This is a genomic window from Trinickia mobilis (assembly GCF_017315705.1).
GTDB lineage: Bacteria > Pseudomonadota > Gammaproteobacteria > Burkholderiales > Burkholderiaceae > Trinickia_A > Trinickia_A mobilis.
The window spans coordinates 223,129-243,126 of sequence record NZ_JAFLRF010000003.1; the positions used below are offsets into that span (position 1 = coordinate 223,129).

Below are 19,998 nucleotides of genomic sequence, written 5' to 3' on the forward strand. Positions count from 1 at the left end.
AGTCTAACGTATTTTGCCGTGGCAAAGACCAGGCCGAAAGGCCGAGTGTTTCAGGCCTGCGCCCTTTGCTATGCTGGCGCTTTCGATCGGCGTGCGCGGCTGCGCCAAGGCGTCCTTCACGCTGTCCTTCCCGCGCCGCACGCTCTTCCAAAGGCCCCATGCTCCAGCTTTTCTATTCGAACCGTTACGAAACTCTGGTTGACGCGCTGCTCGACGACTTGCCGGCGGCGCGGTCCGATCCATGGGGCGCCCAGCAGATCATCGTGCCGAGCGCGGCGGTGCGGCGGCGGCTGGAACTCGATATCGCCGTGCGCCAGGGCGTGTGCGCGAACGTGAACTTCAGCTATCTGGCGCAGTGGCTGTGGGCGCAGATCGGCGGCGTGATACCGGTGCCCGCTCATTCGCCGCTCGCGCCCGACCGGCTCGTATGGCGCTGCTATCGCTTGCTCGGCGGCGACCATGCCGACGCCGGATGGAACGCGTCGCCGCGTCTTTCGACCTACCTCGCGGCCGCCGATGCGCCGATGCGCTATGAGCTCGCGCGCCGCGTCGCGACCGTGCTCGATCACTATCTGACCTATCGGCCGGAGTGGCTCACGCATTGGCAGCAGGGCGGATCGATCTTCGCGGGAGGCGGCGATGCGTCGGGCAGCGCCGAGAGCCGCGGACCGAATCTGCGCGGCGCGAGTGCCGCTGCGCGCGAGGACGAGCGCTGGCAGGCGGCGTTGTGGCGCGCGCTGCTTGCCGAGCTGGGCGGCGGCGCGGATGCCCGCTCGCTTGCAGCGGCCACGCCGCCCGCGTATCGCTTCCTCGCCGAGGCCCGTTCGCTCGATCTCGACGCCGTGATGCGCGCGCGCTGGCCCGAGTCGGTCAGCGTATTCGCTCTGCCGACGATGCCGCCGCTTCATATCGCGCTGTTGCGCGAGCTGTCGCGCTGGATCGACGTGCGTCTTTACGCAATGAACCCGTGCCGCCAGTTCTGGTTCGACATCGTGAGCGTTGGGCGCATCGAAGCGCTCGATGCGGCCGGCCAACTCGACTATCAGGAAGCCGGCCACCCGCTGCTCGCCGAGTGGGGCCGTCAGACACAGGCGCAGCTTCACATGCTGCACGAGCTGACCGAAAGCGCGGCGTCAGCCGAGGCGACGCGCTACGCCGAAAGCCCCGGGTCGACGTGGCTCGCGAAAGTGCAGAACGCGATTCTGGATCTGGAGCCGGAAGCGGCGGCGGCCGACGGCGAAATGCCGGGCGAGCGCGGAATCGAAGTTCACGTTTGCCACAGTCTGTCGCGCCAGCTCGAAGTGCTGCATGACCGTTTGCTCGCCTGGTTCAACGAGTTCGACGATCTGGCGCCGTCCGATGTGCTCGTCGTGTGCCCCGATCTGGCCGCCGCCGGACCGTTGATCGATGCGGTGTTCGGGACGACGGCGGGCGGCGTCGCGAGCGACGGGCGTCGAATCCCGTATCGGATTACCGGCTTGCCGCCGTCGCAGGCGAATCCTATCGCGCGCGCACTGCTCGACTGGCTTGCGCTTGCCGAGCGCAGCGTGGGCGCGCCGGAGCTGATCGAATGGATGCGGGTCGATGCGGTTGCGGCGCGCTACGGCGTCGATGCCGCCGCGCTCGAAACCGCACAGGAATGGCTCGCCGCAGCGGGTGCGCGGCGTGGCCTCGCGCCGGCGGTACCGGCAGACGATGCCGTGCCCGTCGCGCGCCATACGTTTTCGGACGCGCTCATGCGGCTTTTTCTCGGCTACGCGATGCCCGAAGGCGGCGAGCCGGTCGATGCGTGGCTGCCGGTCGAAGGCGCAAGCGGCTCCGAGGGCGAGCTGCTCGGGCGGCTCGCGCGGTTCGTCGACGATCTCGACGGCTTTGCGCGCCGTGCGTCGGAGACCTTGGCGCCGCAAGCATGGGGCGAGCTGCTGCTCGATGCGCTCGCGCGTTTCTTCGATCACGGCATCGCGTTTGCCGATTCGCTCGCCGACGTGCGCGACGCGGTCAATGCGCTCGTCGACGTGATGCGCGAGGGCGCGGAGCAGGTCGAGCTGCCCGCGGCCGTCGTGCGCGCGGCGCTCACCGAAGCGCTCGACGACCCGGCGCGCGGCGGCGTGCCGTGGGGCGGCGTCACGTTCTCGTCGCTCACGAGCTTGCGCGGTTTGCCGTATCGCGTCGTCTGTCTGATCGGCATGGACGACGGCGTGCTGCCGAGCCTCGCGCGCGCTGACGAATTCGATCTGATGGCCGCGTTCGGCAAGCTCGGCGACCGGCAGCGGCGCGACGACGAGCGCAATCTCTTTCTCGACTTGCTGCTCGCCGCGCGCGACCGGCTGTTCATTGCCTACACGGGGCGCAGCATCCGCGACAACGCAGCATTGCCGCCTGCCGCGCTCGTCGACGAATTGCTCGATCATCTCGCGCAGGTGTCGGCGGGGCAAGACGCGACGCCTGAGCAGGTCCAAGACGCGCGGCGCGTGTTCATCGTCGACCATCCGCTGCAGCCGTTCGCGGCGGAGTATTTCGACGGCAAGAGCGGGCTTTTCACGTACGACGCCGAGCGCGCCGTGCTGGCCGAACGCATCGCGAACGGAGACCGGGATCCCGCGCAGCCGTTCTTTGCCGATCCGCTGCCGCTCGAAGCCGCCGAATCCATCGCGTTCGACGAGTTCGAGCGTTTCTGGCGGCATCCGGCACGTGCGCTTCTGCGCGACAGGCTCGGCATCGTGCTCGCGGATGCGCAGGGCGAGTTGATCGACACGGAGCCGTTCGAGCTCGACTACGCAGGGCGCGATGCGCTTGCCGAGCGCCTGTTGCCGGTGCTGCTCGAGGCCGGCGACGACACCGTGGCGGCGCGCGTGCAGCGCGTGGCCGAAGCGAGCCCGGAGCTGCCGGGCGGCGCGACGGGCGCGGTCTGGCGCAGCCGCGAGTTGAGCGCGCTGCGACGGCTCGCCGGCAATGTGCGCAGCGAACTCGCGTCAGGCATCGAGCGTGTGCCGTTCGTGCTCGAACTCACGCCGCGCTGGCCCGATACGGGAGGCGTCGAAATATTCGGCGTCCATGACGCGGCGCTGCGCGAACGCCTCGAAGCCATCCGCGTGCCGCTGGCTTTGCACGGCACGTTGAACCTCCTCACCGAAACCGGACAAGTGATGTTTCGCTATGCCAGCGCGACCGCGCGCGACTATCTGTCCGCGTGGCTCGCGCACCTGGTCTATTGCGCCGTGCGGCCGGACGGACCGCGCCGCACCGTCTGGCACGGCGGCAAAGAGAGCTTCGAGCTGACGCCGGTCGCGGCCCCGCTCGATCAACTCGCGCCGCTCGCCGCGCTGTTTGCCGCAGGTCGCTCGCTGCCGTTGCGCTTTTTCCCGAAAAGCGCTTGGGCCAAGGCCAGCGACAGCGATTCCGCCGCGCTCGGCGCATGGGTCAACGACCGCGTGCGCGGCGAATCGGACGACCCGGCGTTGCGCATCGCGTGGCGCGGCGCGAACCTGTCGCTCGACGAGCCGTTCGGCACGCTCGCGCACCTCGTGTTCGATCCGCTGATCCAGCACCTGAGGAGCGGCATCGACGCCCCCCATGCTCACTTACGTTCGCTGCCCGCTCCCCCAAGCGGACGGGAGGCGTCATGAGCGATATCGGCTTTGCGTCATCCGCGCTGCCCGCCCGCGAACTCGACGTCTTCGCGTGCGAGCTCGACGGCGTGAATCAGATCGAGGCGTCCGCGGGCACCGGCAAGACCTGGAACATCTGCGCGCTCTACGTGCGCTTGCTGCTCGAAAAGAATTTCAACGCCGACCAGATCCTCGTCGTCACCTTCACGAAGGCCGCGACTGCCGAGTTGCACGAGCGGATTCGCGGCCGGCTCGCTGAGCTCGAGCGCGCGATCGACACGGGCAACGACGGCGGCGATCCGTTCGTCGCGCGCCTGTTCGAGACGACGCTCGCGGCCGGCGGCATCGAGCCGGAGGCGGCGAAAAAGCGCGTGCGGCGTGCGCTGCGAACGTTCGATCAGGCGGCGATTCACACGATCCACGCGTTTTGCCAGCGTGCGTTGCAAGAGGCGCCGTTCGCGGCCGCGATGCCGTTCGCGTTCGAGATGGAGACCGACGACGCGTCGCTGCGTTTCGAACTGGCTGCCGATTTCTGGCGCGAGCGCGTCGAGCCGGCGGCCGCGGCGCATCCCGCGTTCGCGTCGTGGCTCGTCGCGAAGCGCGCGGGGCCGGCGACGCTCGACGAGCAGCTTGCGCGCCGCTTGAAGAAGCCGCTCGCGCGCTTGCGCTGGGGCGGGCCGGACGCCGACGCCGCTTCGAGCGATGCTGGGCGCGCCCAGGAACGTTTCGACGCGGCCCGAGCGCTTTGGCAAGCGGAGCGCGACGCGATCGTGACGCTGCTCGGCGAGGCTCAAGCGGTACTCAAACAGACGACGCACAAACCGGACGCGGTAAGCGCCGCGATCGAAGCGTGGTCCGCGTATTTCGACGAAGGCGATTGCCATGCCGCGCCGCCGCGCGCCGCGTTGAAGCTCACTGCTCAGGCGCTTAGCAAGGCGACGAAGGTTAAGCTCGCGCCGCCCGAGCATCCGTTCTTTTCGCTTGCCGATGAATTGACAGCGGCGCTCGACGCCGCCGAAGCCGCGCATCGCGCGCGTTGGCTCGGCCTCATCGCCGCGTGGCTAGACGAGGCGCCCGCCGCGCTCGCCACGATGAAGCGCACGCGGCGCGTCGCGTCGTTCGACGACCTGCTGTCGAATCTATACGGTGCGCTCGCCGCGCACCCGTGGCTTGCCGACGCGTTGCGCACCCGCTATCCCGCCGCGCTCATCGACGAGTTTCAGGATACCGATCCGCTGCAGTTCGCGATCTTCGAGCGGATCTTCGCGCAGGGTCCCGGAACGCCGGGGCCGCTGTTTCTGGTCGGCGACCCGAAGCAGGCGATCTACAGCTTCCGCGCGGCCGATCTGCACACGTATCTGGCGGCGCGCGCATCGGCGTCGGCGCGCTACACGCTGGCGGTCAACCAGCGTTCGACGCGGCCGATCGTCGACGCGTGCAATCGCGTCTTCGGCGCCAATCCGCAGGCGTTCGTGCTCGATGGGCTCGACTATCAGCCGGTGCGCTCGGGCTCGCGCGAGCGGCCGCCGCTGGTGGATGCCACGCGAGGCGCCGGCGACGCGGGCGACTTCCGCGTTTGGCTGCTTCCCGGGGGCGACGCCGTGCTGCAAAAGCGCGAAGCGCAGCGGCAGGCGGCCGAGGCGTGCGCGGCCGAGATCGTGCGGCTCATGCGCGGCGCGCGCAACGGCGCCGTGACGATCGGCGGCGAACCGCTGGCGCCCGCTCGCATCGCCGTGCTCGTGCAGACTCACAAGCAGGGCAGTCTCGTGAAGCGCGTGCTGGCCGCGTGGGGTGTCGGCAGTGTCGAGCTGGCGCAGGCGTCGGTGTTCGGAACGCTCGACGCCGAACAGATCGAGCGCGTGCTGGCCGCCATCGATGCGCCCGGCGACTTGAGGCGTCTGCGCGCCGCGCTGGCGACGGATTGGTTCGGGCTCGACGCGGCTGCGCTGTGGCGTCTCGAACAAGCTGCCGATGCCGCCGATTCCGCGCGGGCTTTCGAGCCATCCGCAGCCGCCGATGCCGCGGACGCCATGGGCTGGGCCGAGCGCTTTTCGCGCTACCGAACGCTGTGGCACGAGCGCGGTTTCGCCGTCATGTGGCGCACGTTGATGCGCGAGCTGCGCGTCGGCGAGCGGCTCGTTGCGGGCGCGGACGGCGAGCGGCGTCTGACCGACGTCAATCACCTGGCGGAGCTCGTGCAGGCGCGCGCGGCCACGCAGCCCGGGATCGCGCCGACGCTGCGCTGGCTTGCCGCACAGCGCGAAGCGGGCGGCGGCGACGACGCGCAGTTGCGGCTCGAATCGGATCGCAACCTGGTGCAGATCGTGACCGTTCACAAGTCGAAGGGGCTCGAGTACGCGGTGGTGTTCTGCCCGTTCCTCAACGACGGGGCGCTGCGCGAACCGCGCGCTTCGGGCCTGCCCGATGCGCGCGAGTATCACGACGAAGCCGGCGTCGCCGTGCTGCACTACGGCTGCGACGGCGAGGAGGCCGAACGCGCCGAGCGCGACGCCGCGCGCGAGCAAGCCGCCGAGCGCGCGCGGCTCGTCTATGTGGCGCTCACGCGTGCCGTGTACCGCTGCTATCTGGTGGCGGGCACCTATCAATCGTCGCGCTCGACGAAGGAGTCGCGCCGCAGCGTGCTGAACTGGCTCGTCGCCGGCAGCGGTCGCACGTTCGATGCCTGGCTCGCCGACCCGCCCGAGGAGAGCGCGCTCGCCGCGAGCTGGCAGGCGCTTGGCGGCGGCCCGATCACGTCGGTTCCGCTGCCTTTGCCGCCACGGCGCGAACCGCTGCAAAACGAACAGGCTGGCGGGCGGCATTTGACGGCCCGCACGAGCCGCCGTGCGTTGCACGACCCATGGCGGATCGCGAGCTTCAGTTCCCTGATTGCCGCGGGGGCGCGGCATGAGACGAGCGGCGCCGAACTCGACGAGGCTCGCCCCGATCACGACGAGCTCGCCGAAGCGGCGGCGCTCGCGCGTTCCGATCAGAGTGGGCTTGCGGCAGGGGAGCAAGCGGCAGCGAAGACACCGGCCGCGCCTGACATTCCCGCCGACGACATCCTCGCGTTCCCGCGCGGCGCGGCAGCGGGCGAGTGTCTGCACCGGCTGCTCGAACTGGCCGACTTTTCGAACCCCGAATGCTGGCCGCAAGCGATCGAACGCGCGCTGCGCGAGCGTCCGGCGCCGGCCACGCAAGAAGAAGCGCGCCGCTTGCCGGAGATGATGGCGAAGTTCCTGGCGGAAATCGTCGCGGCGGAACTCGTCCCCGGCATGACGCTCGCCGCGCTGAACCCCGAGCGCCGGCTCAACGAACTGGGGTTCCTGTTTGCCGCGCCGGCGCTCGATTTCGCGGCGCTGCGGCGCTTGCTCGCGGCCAACGGCTACCCCGACACCGCGCTCGAACCGGGCGCGTTGGCCGGTTTCGTCAAAGGATTCATCGACATGATCGTCGAACACGACGGCCGTTATTGGATCGTCGACTGGAAGTCGAACCATCTCGGCACGACGCCCGAGCAGTATGGCGCGGCCGCGCTCGACGCCGCGATGGCCGAGCACGCGTATCACTTGCAGGCATTGCTTTATACGGTTGCGCTGCATCGCTATCTGAAGGCGCGCAAGCCGAACTACGACTACGACGCGCACGTCGGCGGCTACCTGTATCTGTTCGTGCGCGGCGTGCGGCCGGCGTGGCGCGACGGCGCTCGGCCCGCGGGCGTGCATGCGCGCACGCCGGGCCGTGCGCTCGTGGAAGCGCTCGACGCGCTGATGGGCGGAGGGGGAAAGATCGACCCCCACGCTCACATTCGTTCGCTGCGGGAGGCAACATGACCAGCGAGCTGCATCAGTCCACTGCGGGCGCTGCCTCCAGCATCAAGCAGGCTGGCGCCGCCGAGCCCGGCGATTTCGGCACGGCGCTTGCGGAGGGCTTCGCGCGGCGCATCGGCGCGCTGTCGCGGCGTCTGGGCGCCGCCGCGAGCAGCGTGCGCTGGGCGCAGCGCGCTGCGTTTGCCGCCAGCCGCGCGACGAGCGCAGGACACGTCTGCGTGCCGCTTGCGAGGCTTGCGCGCCGCTATGGCGAATCGCCAGCAGACGTGCGCGCGGCGCTGCACGCGAGCGGGGTCGTCTCCAGCGGTGCGGAGGACGCGGCGGCGCTGCGTCCGCTCGTGATCGACGAGGCGGGCCGCTTGTATCTCGCGCGTTACTTCGACTATGAACGGCGGTTAGCGACGGCGCTCGTCGAGCACGTGCAGGCACGCGGATCACGGGATCGTTCGGGGTCCTCTGCACAAGCTGCCGGCGGGCACGAGGACGCCCGGGCGCTGCAGGTCCGCGTGCTGCGCTACTTCGGTCCGCCGCAGGACGATGAAGTCGACTGGCAGCGTGTTGCAGCCGTCGCTGCGTTATCGGGGCGCCTCACGATCGTGAGCGGCGGTCCCGGCACCGGCAAGACGACGACGGTCGTCGGCGTGCTCGCGTGTCTGATCGACGAAAACCCAACCTTGCGCATCGCGCTTGCCGCGCCGACCGGCAAGGCCGCGCAGCGCATGCAGGAGGCCTTGCTCGCGCAGTCCGGCAAGCTGCCTGCCGAGATCGCGGCGCGCCTGCCGCAGACCTCGCACACGCTGCATCGGCTCTTGGGCTCGGGGCCGAATGGGCGCTTCAGGCATCATCGCGGCAATCCGCTGCCGTATGACGTGGTGGTGGTCGACGAGGCATCGATGATCGACGTCGCGATGGCCGTGCATCTCGTCGATGCGCTTGCGCCCGATACGCGCCTCGTGATGCTCGGCGACAAGGACCAGCTCGCGGCGGTCGAGGCCGGAGCGGTGTTTGCGGAATTGAGCGCGCAGCCTGCGTTCAGCGCGTCCGGCGTGACGCGGGTCGCGCAAGCGCTCGGGATCCCTGAAGAACGGTTCGCGGCGGCGCTGGCGGACGGCGCCGACGCTGCGAAGCAAGCCCCCTTGGGGGGCGCCGCGAAGCCAGTCCTCTTGGGGGATGCAGGCGAGCCGTATGCCGAGGCGGCGCCATTCGGCGACGAGACGTTCTTCGCGGCGTTGGACGACGTTGAGGCATTTGCCTGGTTCGACGAGCCGGATGGGGCACGCATCGGCAACAGCATCTCGGAAAGCGCTGAGGATGCCTCAACACCTGCAACCGTCAGTCACCGCGCACCCGCGTCCACGCCGTTGACCGACTGCGTCATCTGGCTTGAACGCAACTATCGATTCGGACTGGATTCGCCGATCGGGCGGCTGTCGGTGGCGATTCGGCGCGGCGACGCCGGCGGCGCGCTCGACGCGTTGTCGATCGATCCCGAGACGCCGAGCGCCGCTGCGCTATACGAAGACGCGGGAGCGACGCTCGCGGAGCGCACCGTGGCGCGGCTCGCGCAAGGCTTTGCGCCGTATGCGCAAGCGCTCGCCAAGGCGCTGGCTCAACGCACGCCCGACCCCGCGCCGCTCTTCGACGCGCTGAACCGCTTTCGGGTGCTGTGCGCGACGCGCGCCGGCGCGCGCGGCGTCGATCAACTGAACGCTTTGATGGCCGCGCACGTGCGGCGCGCGGCGCACGTGCCGCTCGGCGCCCCACGAGGAGACTTGCTTCGCAGCGCCCCCCAAGGGGACTTGCTTCGCAGCGCCGGCGCGAGCTGGTTCGCGGGCCGTCCGGTGATGGTCACGCGCAACGACTACGCGCTGGGCCTCTTCAACGGCGATATCGGCATCGCGCTGCCTGCCGCGGGAGCGGGCGCAGACGGCGCGCTGCGCGTCTATTTCCGCGCTGCCGACGGCAGCCTGCGCGCCGTGTCGCCCGCCGCGCTGCCGCCGCACGACACGGCGTTCGCGCTGACGGTTCACAAGTCGCAGGGGTCCGAGTTCGATCACGCGGTGCTGGTGCTGCCGGGTTCGGCGAGCCGTGTGTTGTCGCGTGAGCTGGTGTATACCGCCGTCACGCGCGCGCGGCGCGCAGTGCAGGTGATCGGCTCGCGTGCGGTGCTGAGCCAGGCGATCGCAACGCCGACGCAACGCGTTTCAGGCCTCGCTGCGCGGATTGCGGCGGCGCTGCGGGAACCAACGTAACGACTAACCCAGCCATGACTCTCCGCTACAGCATCGCACCGAGCGAGATCGAATTGACCGCCGTGCGCGCGCAAGGCGCGGGCGGGCAGAACGTCAACAAAGTGTCGAGCGCGATTCATCTGCGCTTCGACATCCGGGCGTCGTCGCTGCCCGACGTCCTGAAGATGCGGCTGCTCGCGCTGTCCGATCATCGGATCACGCGCGACGGCGTCGTCATCATCAAGGCCCAGGAGCATCGCACGCAAGAGATGAATCGCGCGGCGGCGCTCGCGCGTCTCGACGAGCTGATCCGCAGCGTGAGCGTGACGCGCCGCGCGCGCGTCGCGACGAAGCCGACGCGGGCCTCGACGGCGAGGCGTCTGGAGGGCAAGACGCATCGCGGCGCGATCAAGGCCGGGCGCGGTCGCGTGATTGAATGACTCGCGAATGCCCCGCCCGATCGAGAGGCATTCAGGCGGCGTGCCAATCAAGTCCCGTCCGCATGCACGGGCGTACGCGCTTCCATCAGGAAGTCGACGCAAAACACGTCGAGTGCGCCGTTCAACGTGACGGCGACGGCCGCGGTGTAGCAATCCTTGCCGTCCGACGGCGAGAAGTGCGGGCCCATCACTGCGACGCGGCCGGGCGTCGCGAGCGCGCGCTTAAAGTACGCGCGCCGCGACCAGTTGCTGTGGATGTCGGGAAAGAGCGGCGCAAGGCGCTCGGGCCGCGACGCGCCGGCCGCGGCAATCGACGGCCGCTGCTGCTCGCCGTGCGCGTCGATCACGAACACGCGCCGCGCTTCGGGCACGCGAAACGCGCGCTCCGCGGCACGCGCAAGATCGCCGGTCGCCTCGTAGGCACGCGCACCGGCCAGCACCGCTTCTTCGAAGCCAGCGCACGAACGCGGCTGGTCGCCCGAATGGGGCTTCGCCCGTGCGTTGAAGTGCTGCCACATCGATTTGATGAGCGCGGGCGCTGCCGCGTTCGCAGCGTCGATCGACGCCTGCGGGCGGCCGAGCCAGAAGCCCTGCACGAAATCGATGTCGGCGCTCATCAGCGTCATCAGCTCGCCCTCGGTCTCGATGCCTTCGGCGAGCACCATCGCGCCTGCACGATGCAGCATCGTGACGAGATGCGTGCCGAACTGATGGTCGGTGCCCGTGCTCGCGATCCGCGTGACGAGCGAGCGGTCGAGCTTCACGATGTCCGGCCGGAATTGCCAGACGCGATCGAAGTTCGAGAAGCCCGTGCCGAAATCGTCGATGGCGATCAGGAAGTCGCGTTCGCGCAGCAACTCGACGGTGTTCGCGAGGAGCGCTTCGTCGTTGGCGGGCTGCTCGAGCACTTCGATCACGATGCGGCTGTGGGGCAGGCCGAAGTGTGCGCACAGTTCGTCGACGAAGGTGCGGTGCGGCCAGCCGAACTGGAATAGCCGCGGCAGCGCGTTGACGAAGAGCCAGTCGGTCGTGACGTTCTGCTCGGCGAAGTTTGCGAAATGCACGCAGCGCGTGAGCCGTTCCAGCGTCAGCGCGGCGCCGAACGACTGCGCGGCGCCGAACAATTCGTCAGGCGTGATCGCGCGGCCGTCGGCGCCCGTTGCGCGCAACAAGGCCTCGTAACCGACGATGCGCTTGTGCGCGATCGAGAGCACCGGCTGAAATGCCGATCGCAAGGTGACCGAATCGTAGGTGGCGTACCAGCCGGTTTCGTCGCGAGCCAGTCGCGGAAGGAGGCCGGCGAGCGTGAGGTCGCGTCTTGTGGTCATAACAATGCGCGCCGAGAGACGTGAAGAATTCGGAAACCGTCCCGGCCGGCGGCATAAGGGCGGCAGCACGTGACGCGGGCCACGTGGGCATTTAGTTCGTACGAGAACTCGTGAATGAAGAGGTGAGCCATGCCGGACTTCGCTGATTCACTCGAATCGAGTGTAACAAAGCGCGCTATCGATGCATGTCAGGGTAAGGCCGGAATCGAACGAATATATGTGCGATCGGGTACGGTGGCGGGGGATTGGCGGATGGAGGAAGGGTGTTTCCTGGTGCGGCAGCGAACCGGAAAAGCGTTATGACACTTTTCCCGGCTCGCGCCGCCACGGCAGGCCTTTGATGAACCCCGTCGCGAGGGCGGTGCCGATGAGCACGATGGCGCAGCCTTCGAGCATCGCGGGCGAGACGCGCTCGGCGAGGAACAGCGCGCCCCAGAGAATGCCGAAGATCGGGATCACGAAGGTCACGGTCATCGCGCGCGCGGGACCTGCCACATTGAGCAGATGGAAGTAAATGAAGTATGCGATGCCCGTGCAGGCGATGCCGAGCGCGAGGACCGCGCCCCACGCATGCGACGAGACCGCCGCGGACGGCCACGTGAGGAGCGCGAACGGCAGCAGCACGATCGTCGAGCCGGTCATGCTGCCCGCCGCGAGCGTGAGTGCATCGACGCCGCTCAAGTGGCGCTTCGTGTAGTTCGCGGCGATGCCGTAGCACAGCGTCGCGCACAGTGCGGCAGCGGCAGCCAGCGCGCTCGCCGCGGGTGTCGCGGCGCTGTTGCCGTGCGATGTCGCGATCTGATCCCACACGAGCGTCAGCACGCCGGCGAAGCCGATTGCGAGGCCGAGTGTACGCGGCACGTTCAAGCGGTCCTTCAGCCAGACAAAGGCGACGAGCGCGCCCCAGAGGGGCGTCGTCGCATTGATGACGGACGTCACGCCCGCCGACAGCGTCAGCTCCGCAAACGCGAACAGACAAAACGGCGCGCCCGAATTGAGCACGCCGAGGATCACGAGCGGCACGGCGCGCTTGCGCAACACGCTGACGGCTTCACGCGGCGGCTTGCGCGCGAACAGCAGGCCGAGCAGGAAGAGCGCGCCGATCGCGACACGCAGCGCCATCAGCGGCGCCACGCCGAATTCGGCCACGCCGACGCGGATAAACAGAAACGACGCGCCCCACAATGCGGCGAGCACCATGAGCTGGACAACGTTTTGGACTTTCATCGAGGAGGCGTATCGACGTGATCGGGAGGGGATGCGCACGCATCTTATCACCGGCTCGCCGCCGATATTTCACGCCGCGATGAAACAGCAAGAAACGGCAAATTTCGCTGCAAAGGGACTTGCGAGCGACGCGCGAAGATCGGGCCGAATAGCCCAGCCAGCAAGGCTGCGCAGGAAGAGGAGGCCGGTTTGCGCGATCCGCTTCGGACAGCGCAAACCGGCCTGGAACGACCCGGACAACCGGACATCAGTGCGGAGGAATCATCCCGCTCAACACGTTTTGCTGCAGCCACACGAGGATGCCGAGCAGCACCGTCAGCAGGATCGAATGCTTGAAGGTCTTCGCGAACACGAGACCTTCCTTGCCTTTGAGTTCGGTAGTTGCGACGCCGGTCGAAATGTTCTGCGGCGAGATCATCTTGCCCATCACGCCGCCCGACGAGTTCGTCGCCGCCATCAGCACCGGGTTCAGGTTCGCCTGATGCGCGGCCACGACCTGCAGGTTGCCGAAGAGCGCGTTGCCCGACGTATCGCTGCCCGACAGGAACACGGCCACCCAGCCGAGGAACGCCGATACGAGCGGGAAGAACGCGCCGACCGACGCCACGCCGAGACCGAGCGTGTAGTTCAAGCCCGAGTAGTTCATCAGATAGGCGAGGCCGACGATCGTGGCCACGGTGAGTATGGCGATGCGCGTCTGCACCCAGGTATCGACGACCGCGCAGAAGAACTCGCGAACGGAAAGCCTCACGATGAGCGCGGTGATGATCGACGCGACGAGAATCGCGGTGCCGGTCGCGAGCGGCTGGAAGTCCCACACGGCGCCATACGGCGTGTTGTACAGGGTGATATAGACCGCCTTGTCGAGCCCCGGCCACGGCACCTTGATGTCGCCGATCGCAAAGATCTTCGCGATGGTCCAGACGATCACGACCGCCGACACCACAAGCCACGGAATCCACCCCTGCCAGCCGCCGACCTTGCCGCGCACTTCGCCGACGCGCTCGACGTTCACGGCGAACTGCGGGTCCGCCGCGGGCTTCCAGGTGCGCAGGAAGCCGATGGTCAGGATCAGCGACACGAGCGAGGACAGCACATCGGTCAGGCTGTAGTTAATGAAGTTGGACGTGACGAACTGCGTGAGCGCGAAGCTCGCGCCCGACACGAACAGCACGGGCCAGATCCGCAGCATGTTGCGGATGCCCGCATAGACGGCGATCACATAGAACGGCAACAGCAGCGCGAAGAACGGCAGTTGCCGGCCGACCATCTTGCCGAGCGCATCGACGGGCAAGTGCGTGACCGCGCCGAGCACGGTGATCGGCACGCCGAGCGCGCCAAACGCGACCGGCGCAGTATTGAAGATCAGCGTGAAGGTGAGCGCTTCGAGCGTCGGGAAGCCGAGCAGGATGAGGAGCGAGCTCGTGATCGCTATCGGCGTGCCGAATCCGGAGATGCCTTCGAGCAGCGCGCCGAACGAAAAGCCGATGACGACGAGCACGACGCGCCGGTCGTTCGGGAGGTTGTCGATCATCCACATGCGGAACGCGGCGAAGCGGCCGGAGCGTTGCGCGATGTTGTAGAGAACGATCGCGTTGAAGACGATCCACATCACCGGCCAGACCGCGAACACCGCGCCCGCGAAGACTGAGTTGATCGCGAGGCCGACCGGAAACCGCCAGCCGGCGATCGCAATGATGAGGCCCAACACGAGGCCCGCGAGCGATGCCTGCCACGCGGGCCGCCGGGCCCAGCCGAGCAGGACCAGGACGAGGACGATGGGGAGGACCGCCACGATGAACGACGGCAATAGGGCATTGCCGATCGGGGTGAGCAATTGATGGAACATCTCGGCTCCTTCGTTGTTGTTCGATGCCGGTTGTGTGCCGCTGAATAGACTTGTGGTCTCTTGGTCTTTTACCGCGCTTCCAAGCATAGAAGGCGAGGCGGCTCAGTCAAGGCGGGTAAGTACGGCCTTAAAGAACACGCTCGGGACGAGCCGAAGGGCGCCGCAGCGGGCTTGGCGCACGCCACGGAGAACAATTGTCGGGTTGGGAAAGGATGAGGATGCGGCATGCGGAGCATGCCGCCAGAAGCGTGCGCGCCGCCTCTCAGTGATGGCCGTGCCACCCGCCGCCGCCGTGCCAGTGGCCGCCATGGCCGCCGCCCCAGCAGCAGCCGCGGCCGCCCCACCAGCCGCCGACGCCGATCGAGACGGACGGTCCCCACCAGTACGGATAGCCGTAGTAGGCGGGGTAGGCCGGGTAGGCCGGGTAGTAAGCGGGATAGGCGTAGTAGCCCGGAACGTCCGCGACGGCGTATTGCGCGGGCGGTGCCGCCGCGTAGGCCGAAGCGGGCGGAGGAGGCTGGTTCGGCGGCGGCGGGGTTGCCGCAGCACTCGGCGGGGGCGCGACGGGAATCGCTTGCTGCGTTGCCGCAGCGGGCACCGTCGGGTAGTAGTAGCCGCCGTACGGGTCGTATCCGTAGGGTCCGTAGTAGCACCCGGCCAACGACATGGCGCCGGCGAGTGCCGTCGCTGCCAACTTGGTGTTCATGAAACGCATCCCAGAATCGAGGCGTCCGGCTTGCCGGACGCGAGCCGGACATCGTGCGACCACTGTACGCCAATGCGAAAGCGCCGGCACAGCAAGCCGGTTACGGATCGTTTCAAACAACAAAAAGCCCGCACGCGGCGGGCAATTTGTCTCAGCCAAGCTCAGAGCGCTTACTGTTTCTGATAGATTTCCGCGCCGCTCTTGACGAACTCGACGGCCTTCACTTCCATCCCTTTCTGCAGCGCCGCCTCTTCCGTCACGCCCTGCGCCGCAGCGAACTCGCGCACGTCCTGCGTGATCTTCATCGAGCAGAAGTGCGGGCCGCACATCGAGCAGAAGTGCGCGACCTTCGCCGAATCCTTCGGCAGCGTTTCGTCATGGAATTCGCGCGCCTTGTCCGGATCGAGGCCGAGGTTGAACTGGTCCTCCCAGCGGAACTCGAAGCGCGCCTTGGAGAGCGCGTTGTCGCGTACCTGCGCGCCCGGGTGGCCCTTCGCCAAGTCCGCTGCGTGCGCCGCCAGCTTGTAGGTGATGATGCCTTCCTTTACGTCGTCCTTGTTCGGCAGGCCCAGGTGCTCCTTCGGCGTCACGTAGCAGAGCATCGCGGTGCCGAACCAGCCGATCATCGCCGCACCGATGCCCGACGTGATGTGGTCGTAGCCGGGAGCGATGTCGGTGGTGAGCGGCCCGAGCGTGTAGAAGGGCGCCTCGTCGCACCAGTCGAGCTGCAGGTCCATGTTCTCTTTGATGAGCTGCATCGGCACGTGGCCCGGGCCTTCGATCATCGTCTGCACGTCGTGCTTCCAGGCGATCTGCGTGAGTTCGCCGAGCGTCTTCAGCTCGCCCAGCTGCGCTTCGTCGTTCGCGTCGTAGATCGAGCCGGGACGCAGGCCGTCGCCGAGCGAGAAGCTCACGTCGTAGGCCTTCATGATTTCGCAGATGTCCTCGAAGTGCTCGTAGAGGAAGCTTTCCTTGTGATGCGCGAGGCACCACTTCGCCATGATCGAGCCGCCGCGCGAGACGATGCCCGTCATCCGGTTCGCGGTGAGCGGCACGTAGCGCAGAAGCACGCCCGCGTGGATCGTGAAGTAGTCGACGCCTTGCTCGGCCTGCTCGATCAGCGTGTCGCGGAAGATTTCCCAGGTCAGGTCTTCGGCTTTGCCGTTGACCTTTTCGAGCGCCTGATAGATCGGCACCGTGCCGATCGGCACCGGGCTGTTGCGAATGATCCATTCGCGCGTTTCGTGGATGTGCTTGCCCGTGGACAGGTCCATCACGGTATCGCCGCCCCAGCGGATCGCCCACGTCATCTTGTCGACTTCCTCGCCGATCGACGACGTCACCGCCGAATTGCCGATGTTCGCATTGACCTTCACGAGGAAGTTGCGGCCGATGATCATCGGCTCGCTTTCCGGGTGGTTGATGTTCGCGGGGATGATCGCGCGTCCGCGCGCGACTTCCTCGCGCACGAACTCAGGGGTGATCTCGGTCAGCGCATTCGGGCCGAACGCAGCGGCGCCGAACGCCTGGCCCGCATGCTGGCGGCCCATCATCGCGGCAAGCTTCGCGCCGTTCGGGCCGCTCGCCTTCAGGCTCTCGAGATACTCGGCGCGGCGCTGGTTCTCGCGGATCGCGATGAATTCCATTTCCGGCGTGATGATGCCGCGGCGCGCGTAATGCATCTGCGTTACGTTCGCGCCGGATTTGGCCTGGCGCGGGGTGCGGTGCAGGCCCGGAAAACGCAGTTGCGCGGTGGCCGGGTCGGCCGCCCGCTCCCGTCCGTACTGGCTCGTCAGGCCCGGCAGCGTTTCCGTGTCGCCGCGCTCGTCGATCCAGTTCTCACGCAATGCGGGAAGACCCCGGCGTACATCAATCTGATTTTTGGGATCAGAATACGGGCCAGAGGTGTCATACACGTAGATAGGCGGATTCTTCTCCCCACCGAAGGCGGTCGGCGTATCGGCCTGAGTGATTTCGCGCATCGGCACCTGGATGTCGGGGCGCGATCCGCTTACGTAGACCTTTCGGGAGTTAGGCAGTGGCGCGACGGCGGCAGCATCGACGTGCGCGTCGGCGGAAATGAATTTGGGGTTGGCGTTCATGCATATCTCCTGATGTGGGGCGCTAAGCAGGAGACGAGAGGAAGGTAGGGCAGGTCCGGCGCGGTGAATTGCGGTGAAGCCCGTACGCTTCCCTGCGCTGGCATTATCCAGATCAGGTTCAAAGGGTATTTCTCACCCGCGCAACGCCATTGCTATGAACTATCAGCTCTAGCGCAACACAGGACCCCCGCGTTAGCAGCGCACAAGATACACCGGGTCGCCGCAGATTGGCAACCGGCATTCTCGGACGTTGCGCTGCGCGGCAGTTTGACATCCTCCGAATTTCGAGACAGAGCCGATAAACCGTTGTGAACAACCATTCAGCCGCCACGCGGCAGCCAACCGGGAGTCCATGATGAGCGCGCGCACCTTTCACCCCTCGACACTGCTAGCCGCCGCATTGTGTGCGGGGGCGGCCGCGACGATGCCGATGCCCTCGTCGGCGGCCGGTTCGATGAGCGGGCCGGGCGGCACCATCACGTTCGTCGGCCGCATCGTCGGGCCGAGCTTCGCCATCAGCACCGCGCCGATCTCGCCGGCCGCCGGGGCGGACACCCCGGCGGTCGCACGCACGAGCCATGGGCTGAAGGTTACGTTCTCGGCGCCGAATGCCGACGCGCCGGGCGCGGACGTGTCTTTTGTCGCGAACGGCGCGGCGCAGTCGACGATCGGGCCGAATCCGAAGAACGATGTCGTGACGAACTTCGTCGATCCGAAAGGGCGGGCCTTTCCGTGGCGGCCGGACGGGCGTTACCACTTGCGCCCGGAAGGCGGCGTGCTGTCGTTGTCCGTGCCGCGCGGCAATCTGCAGGCGGACCCCAAGCCGGTCACGTTGGTCATGAGTTACGACTGAGGCGCGGCCTCGCGGTTGTCCCCTGTTAAAAATATTGCCGGCGCTGTCATCTCTCGCGCGTGCGCTCGACTAACGTACATCTCGTAGGTCGAGAGGCGGCTGCCGTCCACGGCCGGCTTTGCAAAGCCGGCCGGCTGCGCAGGCGCGGAGCAGTGCTCCGCGAATTCCCTGCTCCGCCCTTTGGGGCGGCCCGGGGCCCCGCAGGAAGTCTGGGGCACAGGAGGCATCATGCACACCAGGACGCACACGAAAGCGATATGGCAGCGGGCGGCGTGGGCGATCGCGTTGACGGCTTGGCTCGGCGTCGCGAACGGCCTCGCGCTGGCCGGCGAGGCGTGCAGCGCGCACAGTCCCGCGCATCGCGTCGCGCTCGTCGAGCTTTACAGCAGCGAGGGCTGCAGCAGTTGTCCGCCGGCCGACCGGTGGCTCAGCCAATTGCATGACGGCAGCCCGGGCGCAGGCTTCGTGCCGCTCGAGCTGCATGTCGACTACTGGAACAGCCTCGGCTGGGCCGACCGCTTTTCGCAGCATCGCTTCACCGTGCGCCAGGAGCGTCTCGCCGCCTATGCCGGCGGTCACCTGATCTATACGCCTGAGGTGTTTGTCGCCGGCCGCGAATTGCGCGACTGGGCCGCGGCGGACTTCGACGCGCGGCTTCACGAGCTGGCGGCGCAGCCCGCGCAAGCCGATGTGTCGATCCTGTTATTGCCCGCCGGGCCGGGCCCCGCGAGTGAGGCCGGCGCGGGAGGCGGCTCCGGCTTGGGGGCCGGGGCGGACGCGCTCGCGCTCGGCGTCGACGCGCAATTCACCGCGCGCTCGAGCGTGCCGCACACGCTGAATGCCTATGTCGCGGTCTATGAGAACCAGCTCAGCTCGCAGGTCGGCGCGGGCGAGAACCGCGGGGCGACGCTGCATCACGACCGCGTCGTGCGCGAGTGGCTGGGCCCGGTGCCGCTCGTCGGCGGCGTCGCGCGAATTCGCCGCGATGTCGTGCTTGCCGCGGACGCCAGCGACGCCGCGCCACCCGGCCGCTTCGGCGTGGCCGCGTTCGTCGAGGACGCGGCGACCGGCGACGTGCTGCAAGCCGCCGATCTGCCCGCGTGCCGCTGATGTCACGCGCACCCTGCCGCGCAGCGGGCCGCCGGCCTGCGCGCGGCGCAATCGAAGGAGGCCACGATGTCCACTTCACAAGCTCGCGCAAGACCCGCCGAGGGGCCGGATGAACGGCGCGGCGCACCCGTGCATCCGGCCTGGGTCCGCATCACGCACTGGCTCAACGCGCTTGCCGCGATCGCAATGATGCTCTCGGGCTGGCAGATCTACGACGCGTCGCCGCTCTTCACGAGCTTCATGTTCCCGCCCGAGATCGCGCTCGGCGGCTGGCTCGCGGGCGCGCTGCAATGGCACTTCGCAGCGATGTGGCTGCTCGTCTTCAACGGGATCGTCTATCTCGTGCTGAACCTCGCGAGCGGCCGCTTCTTTCGCAAGTTCTTCCCGCTTTCGCCGCGTGCGGTGATCCGCGATCTCGCGGGCGCGCTGACCGGCAAGCTCTCGCATGCCGATCTGCGCCATTACAACGCGGTGCAGAAGCTCGCCTACCTGGTCGTGATCGCCGATCTGATCGTGCTCGTGCTGTCGGGCCTCGCGATCTGGAAGTCCGTGCAGTTTCCGCTGCTGCGCGAACTGTTGGGCGGCTACGACTCGGCGCGCGTCGTGCACTTCTGTGCGATGTCGGTGCTGTTCGCGTTTCTCGTCGTGCATCTGGCGATGGTCGTACTCGTGCCGCGCTCGCTGATCGCGATGCTGCGCGGACGATAGGGCAAA

12 protein-coding genes and 1 riboswitch are annotated in these 19,998 nt (G+C 67.8%); of the genes, 7 read left to right on the forward strand and 5 right to left on the reverse strand.

The genetic code is table 11. The annotated features are described in order from the left end of the window. The first annotated feature begins 158 nt into the window (after window positions 1–158). From recC to arfB, 4 genes are read left to right on the forward strand one after another with little or no spacing between them, the layout of a single operon-like run. Window positions 159–3,626, forward strand: coding sequence for an exodeoxyribonuclease V subunit gamma (recC, locus tag J3489_RS37430; RefSeq protein WP_242539806.1), 3,468 nt, complete (start codon window positions 159–161; stop codon window positions 3,624–3,626). Continuing rightward, on the forward strand, window positions 3,623–7,441 hold the full coding sequence (gene recB / locus J3489_RS06000) for an exodeoxyribonuclease V subunit beta (RefSeq protein WP_242539807.1): 3,819 nt from the start codon (window positions 3,623–3,625) through the stop codon (window positions 7,439–7,441). The genes recC and recB overlap by 4 nt, the downstream gene beginning before the upstream one ends. Further along, complete coding sequence (locus J3489_RS06005) at window positions 7,438–9,690, forward strand: AAA family ATPase (RefSeq protein ID WP_206996795.1); 2,253 nt, start codon at window positions 7,438–7,440, stop codon at window positions 9,688–9,690. The genes recB and J3489_RS06005 overlap by 4 nt, the downstream gene beginning before the upstream one ends. 14 nt (window positions 9,691–9,704) lie before the next feature. Beyond that, entirely contained in the window at window positions 9,705–10,109 is a 405-nt protein-coding gene (arfB, locus tag J3489_RS06010; RefSeq protein ID WP_206996796.1) for an alternative ribosome rescue aminoacyl-tRNA hydrolase ArfB, read from the forward strand. Between the two features lie 47 nt (window positions 10,110–10,156). On the opposite strand, the gene J3489_RS06015 is transcribed toward arfB, so the two are convergent. The 5 genes from J3489_RS06015 to thiC form a co-directional block, all read right to left on the reverse strand. After that, complete coding sequence (locus J3489_RS06015; protein WP_206996797.1) at window positions 10,157–11,437, reverse strand: sensor domain-containing phosphodiesterase; 1,281 nt, start codon at window positions 11,435–11,437, stop codon at window positions 10,157–10,159. 297 nt (window positions 11,438–11,734) lie between these two features. Then, window positions 11,735–12,664 (reverse strand): DMT family transporter, encoded by a 930-nt coding sequence (locus J3489_RS06020; RefSeq protein WP_206996798.1) that lies wholly within the window; start codon window positions 12,662–12,664, stop codon window positions 11,735–11,737. Between the two features lie 247 nt (window positions 12,665–12,911). Beyond that, window positions 12,912–14,513 carry an L-lactate permease gene (locus J3489_RS06025; protein ID WP_206996799.1) on the reverse strand — a complete coding sequence of 534 codons (1,602 nt, stop codon included), beginning with the start codon at window positions 14,511–14,513 and terminating at the stop codon, window positions 12,912–12,914. A gap of 262 nt (window positions 14,514–14,775) precedes the next feature. Further along, window positions 14,776–15,219, reverse strand: a complete 444-nt coding sequence (locus J3489_RS06030; RefSeq protein WP_206996800.1) for a hypothetical protein — start codon at window positions 15,217–15,219, stop codon at window positions 14,776–14,778. A 170-nt stretch (window positions 15,220–15,389) separates the two neighbouring features. Beyond that, on the reverse strand, window positions 15,390–17,321 hold the full coding sequence (thiC, locus tag J3489_RS06035) for a phosphomethylpyrimidine synthase ThiC (RefSeq protein WP_206996801.1): 1,932 nt from the start codon (window positions 17,319–17,321) through the stop codon (window positions 15,390–15,392). Window positions 17,322–17,392: 71 nt separating this feature from the next. Further along, window positions 17,393–17,520, reverse strand: a riboswitch (TPP riboswitch). A 156-nt stretch (window positions 17,521–17,676) separates the two neighbouring features. Between thiC and J3489_RS06040 the strand changes: the two genes are divergently transcribed. The 3 genes from J3489_RS06040 to J3489_RS06050 all read left to right on the forward strand — a co-directional run bounded on the left by J3489_RS06040 (window position 17,677) and on the right by J3489_RS06050 (window position 19,992). After that, window positions 17,677–18,174, forward strand: coding sequence for a hypothetical protein (locus tag J3489_RS06040; RefSeq protein ID WP_206996802.1), 498 nt, complete (start codon window positions 17,677–17,679; stop codon window positions 18,172–18,174). Between the two features lie 228 nt (window positions 18,175–18,402). Continuing rightward, window positions 18,403–19,284, forward strand: coding sequence for a DUF1223 domain-containing protein (locus J3489_RS06045; RefSeq protein WP_206996803.1), 882 nt, complete (start codon window positions 18,403–18,405; stop codon window positions 19,282–19,284). Window positions 19,285–19,350: 66 nt separating this feature from the next. Further along, on the forward strand, window positions 19,351–19,992 hold the full coding sequence (locus tag J3489_RS06050; RefSeq protein WP_206996804.1) for a cytochrome b/b6 domain-containing protein: 642 nt from the start codon (window positions 19,351–19,353) through the stop codon (window positions 19,990–19,992). Window positions 19,993–19,998 lie beyond the last annotated feature (6 nt).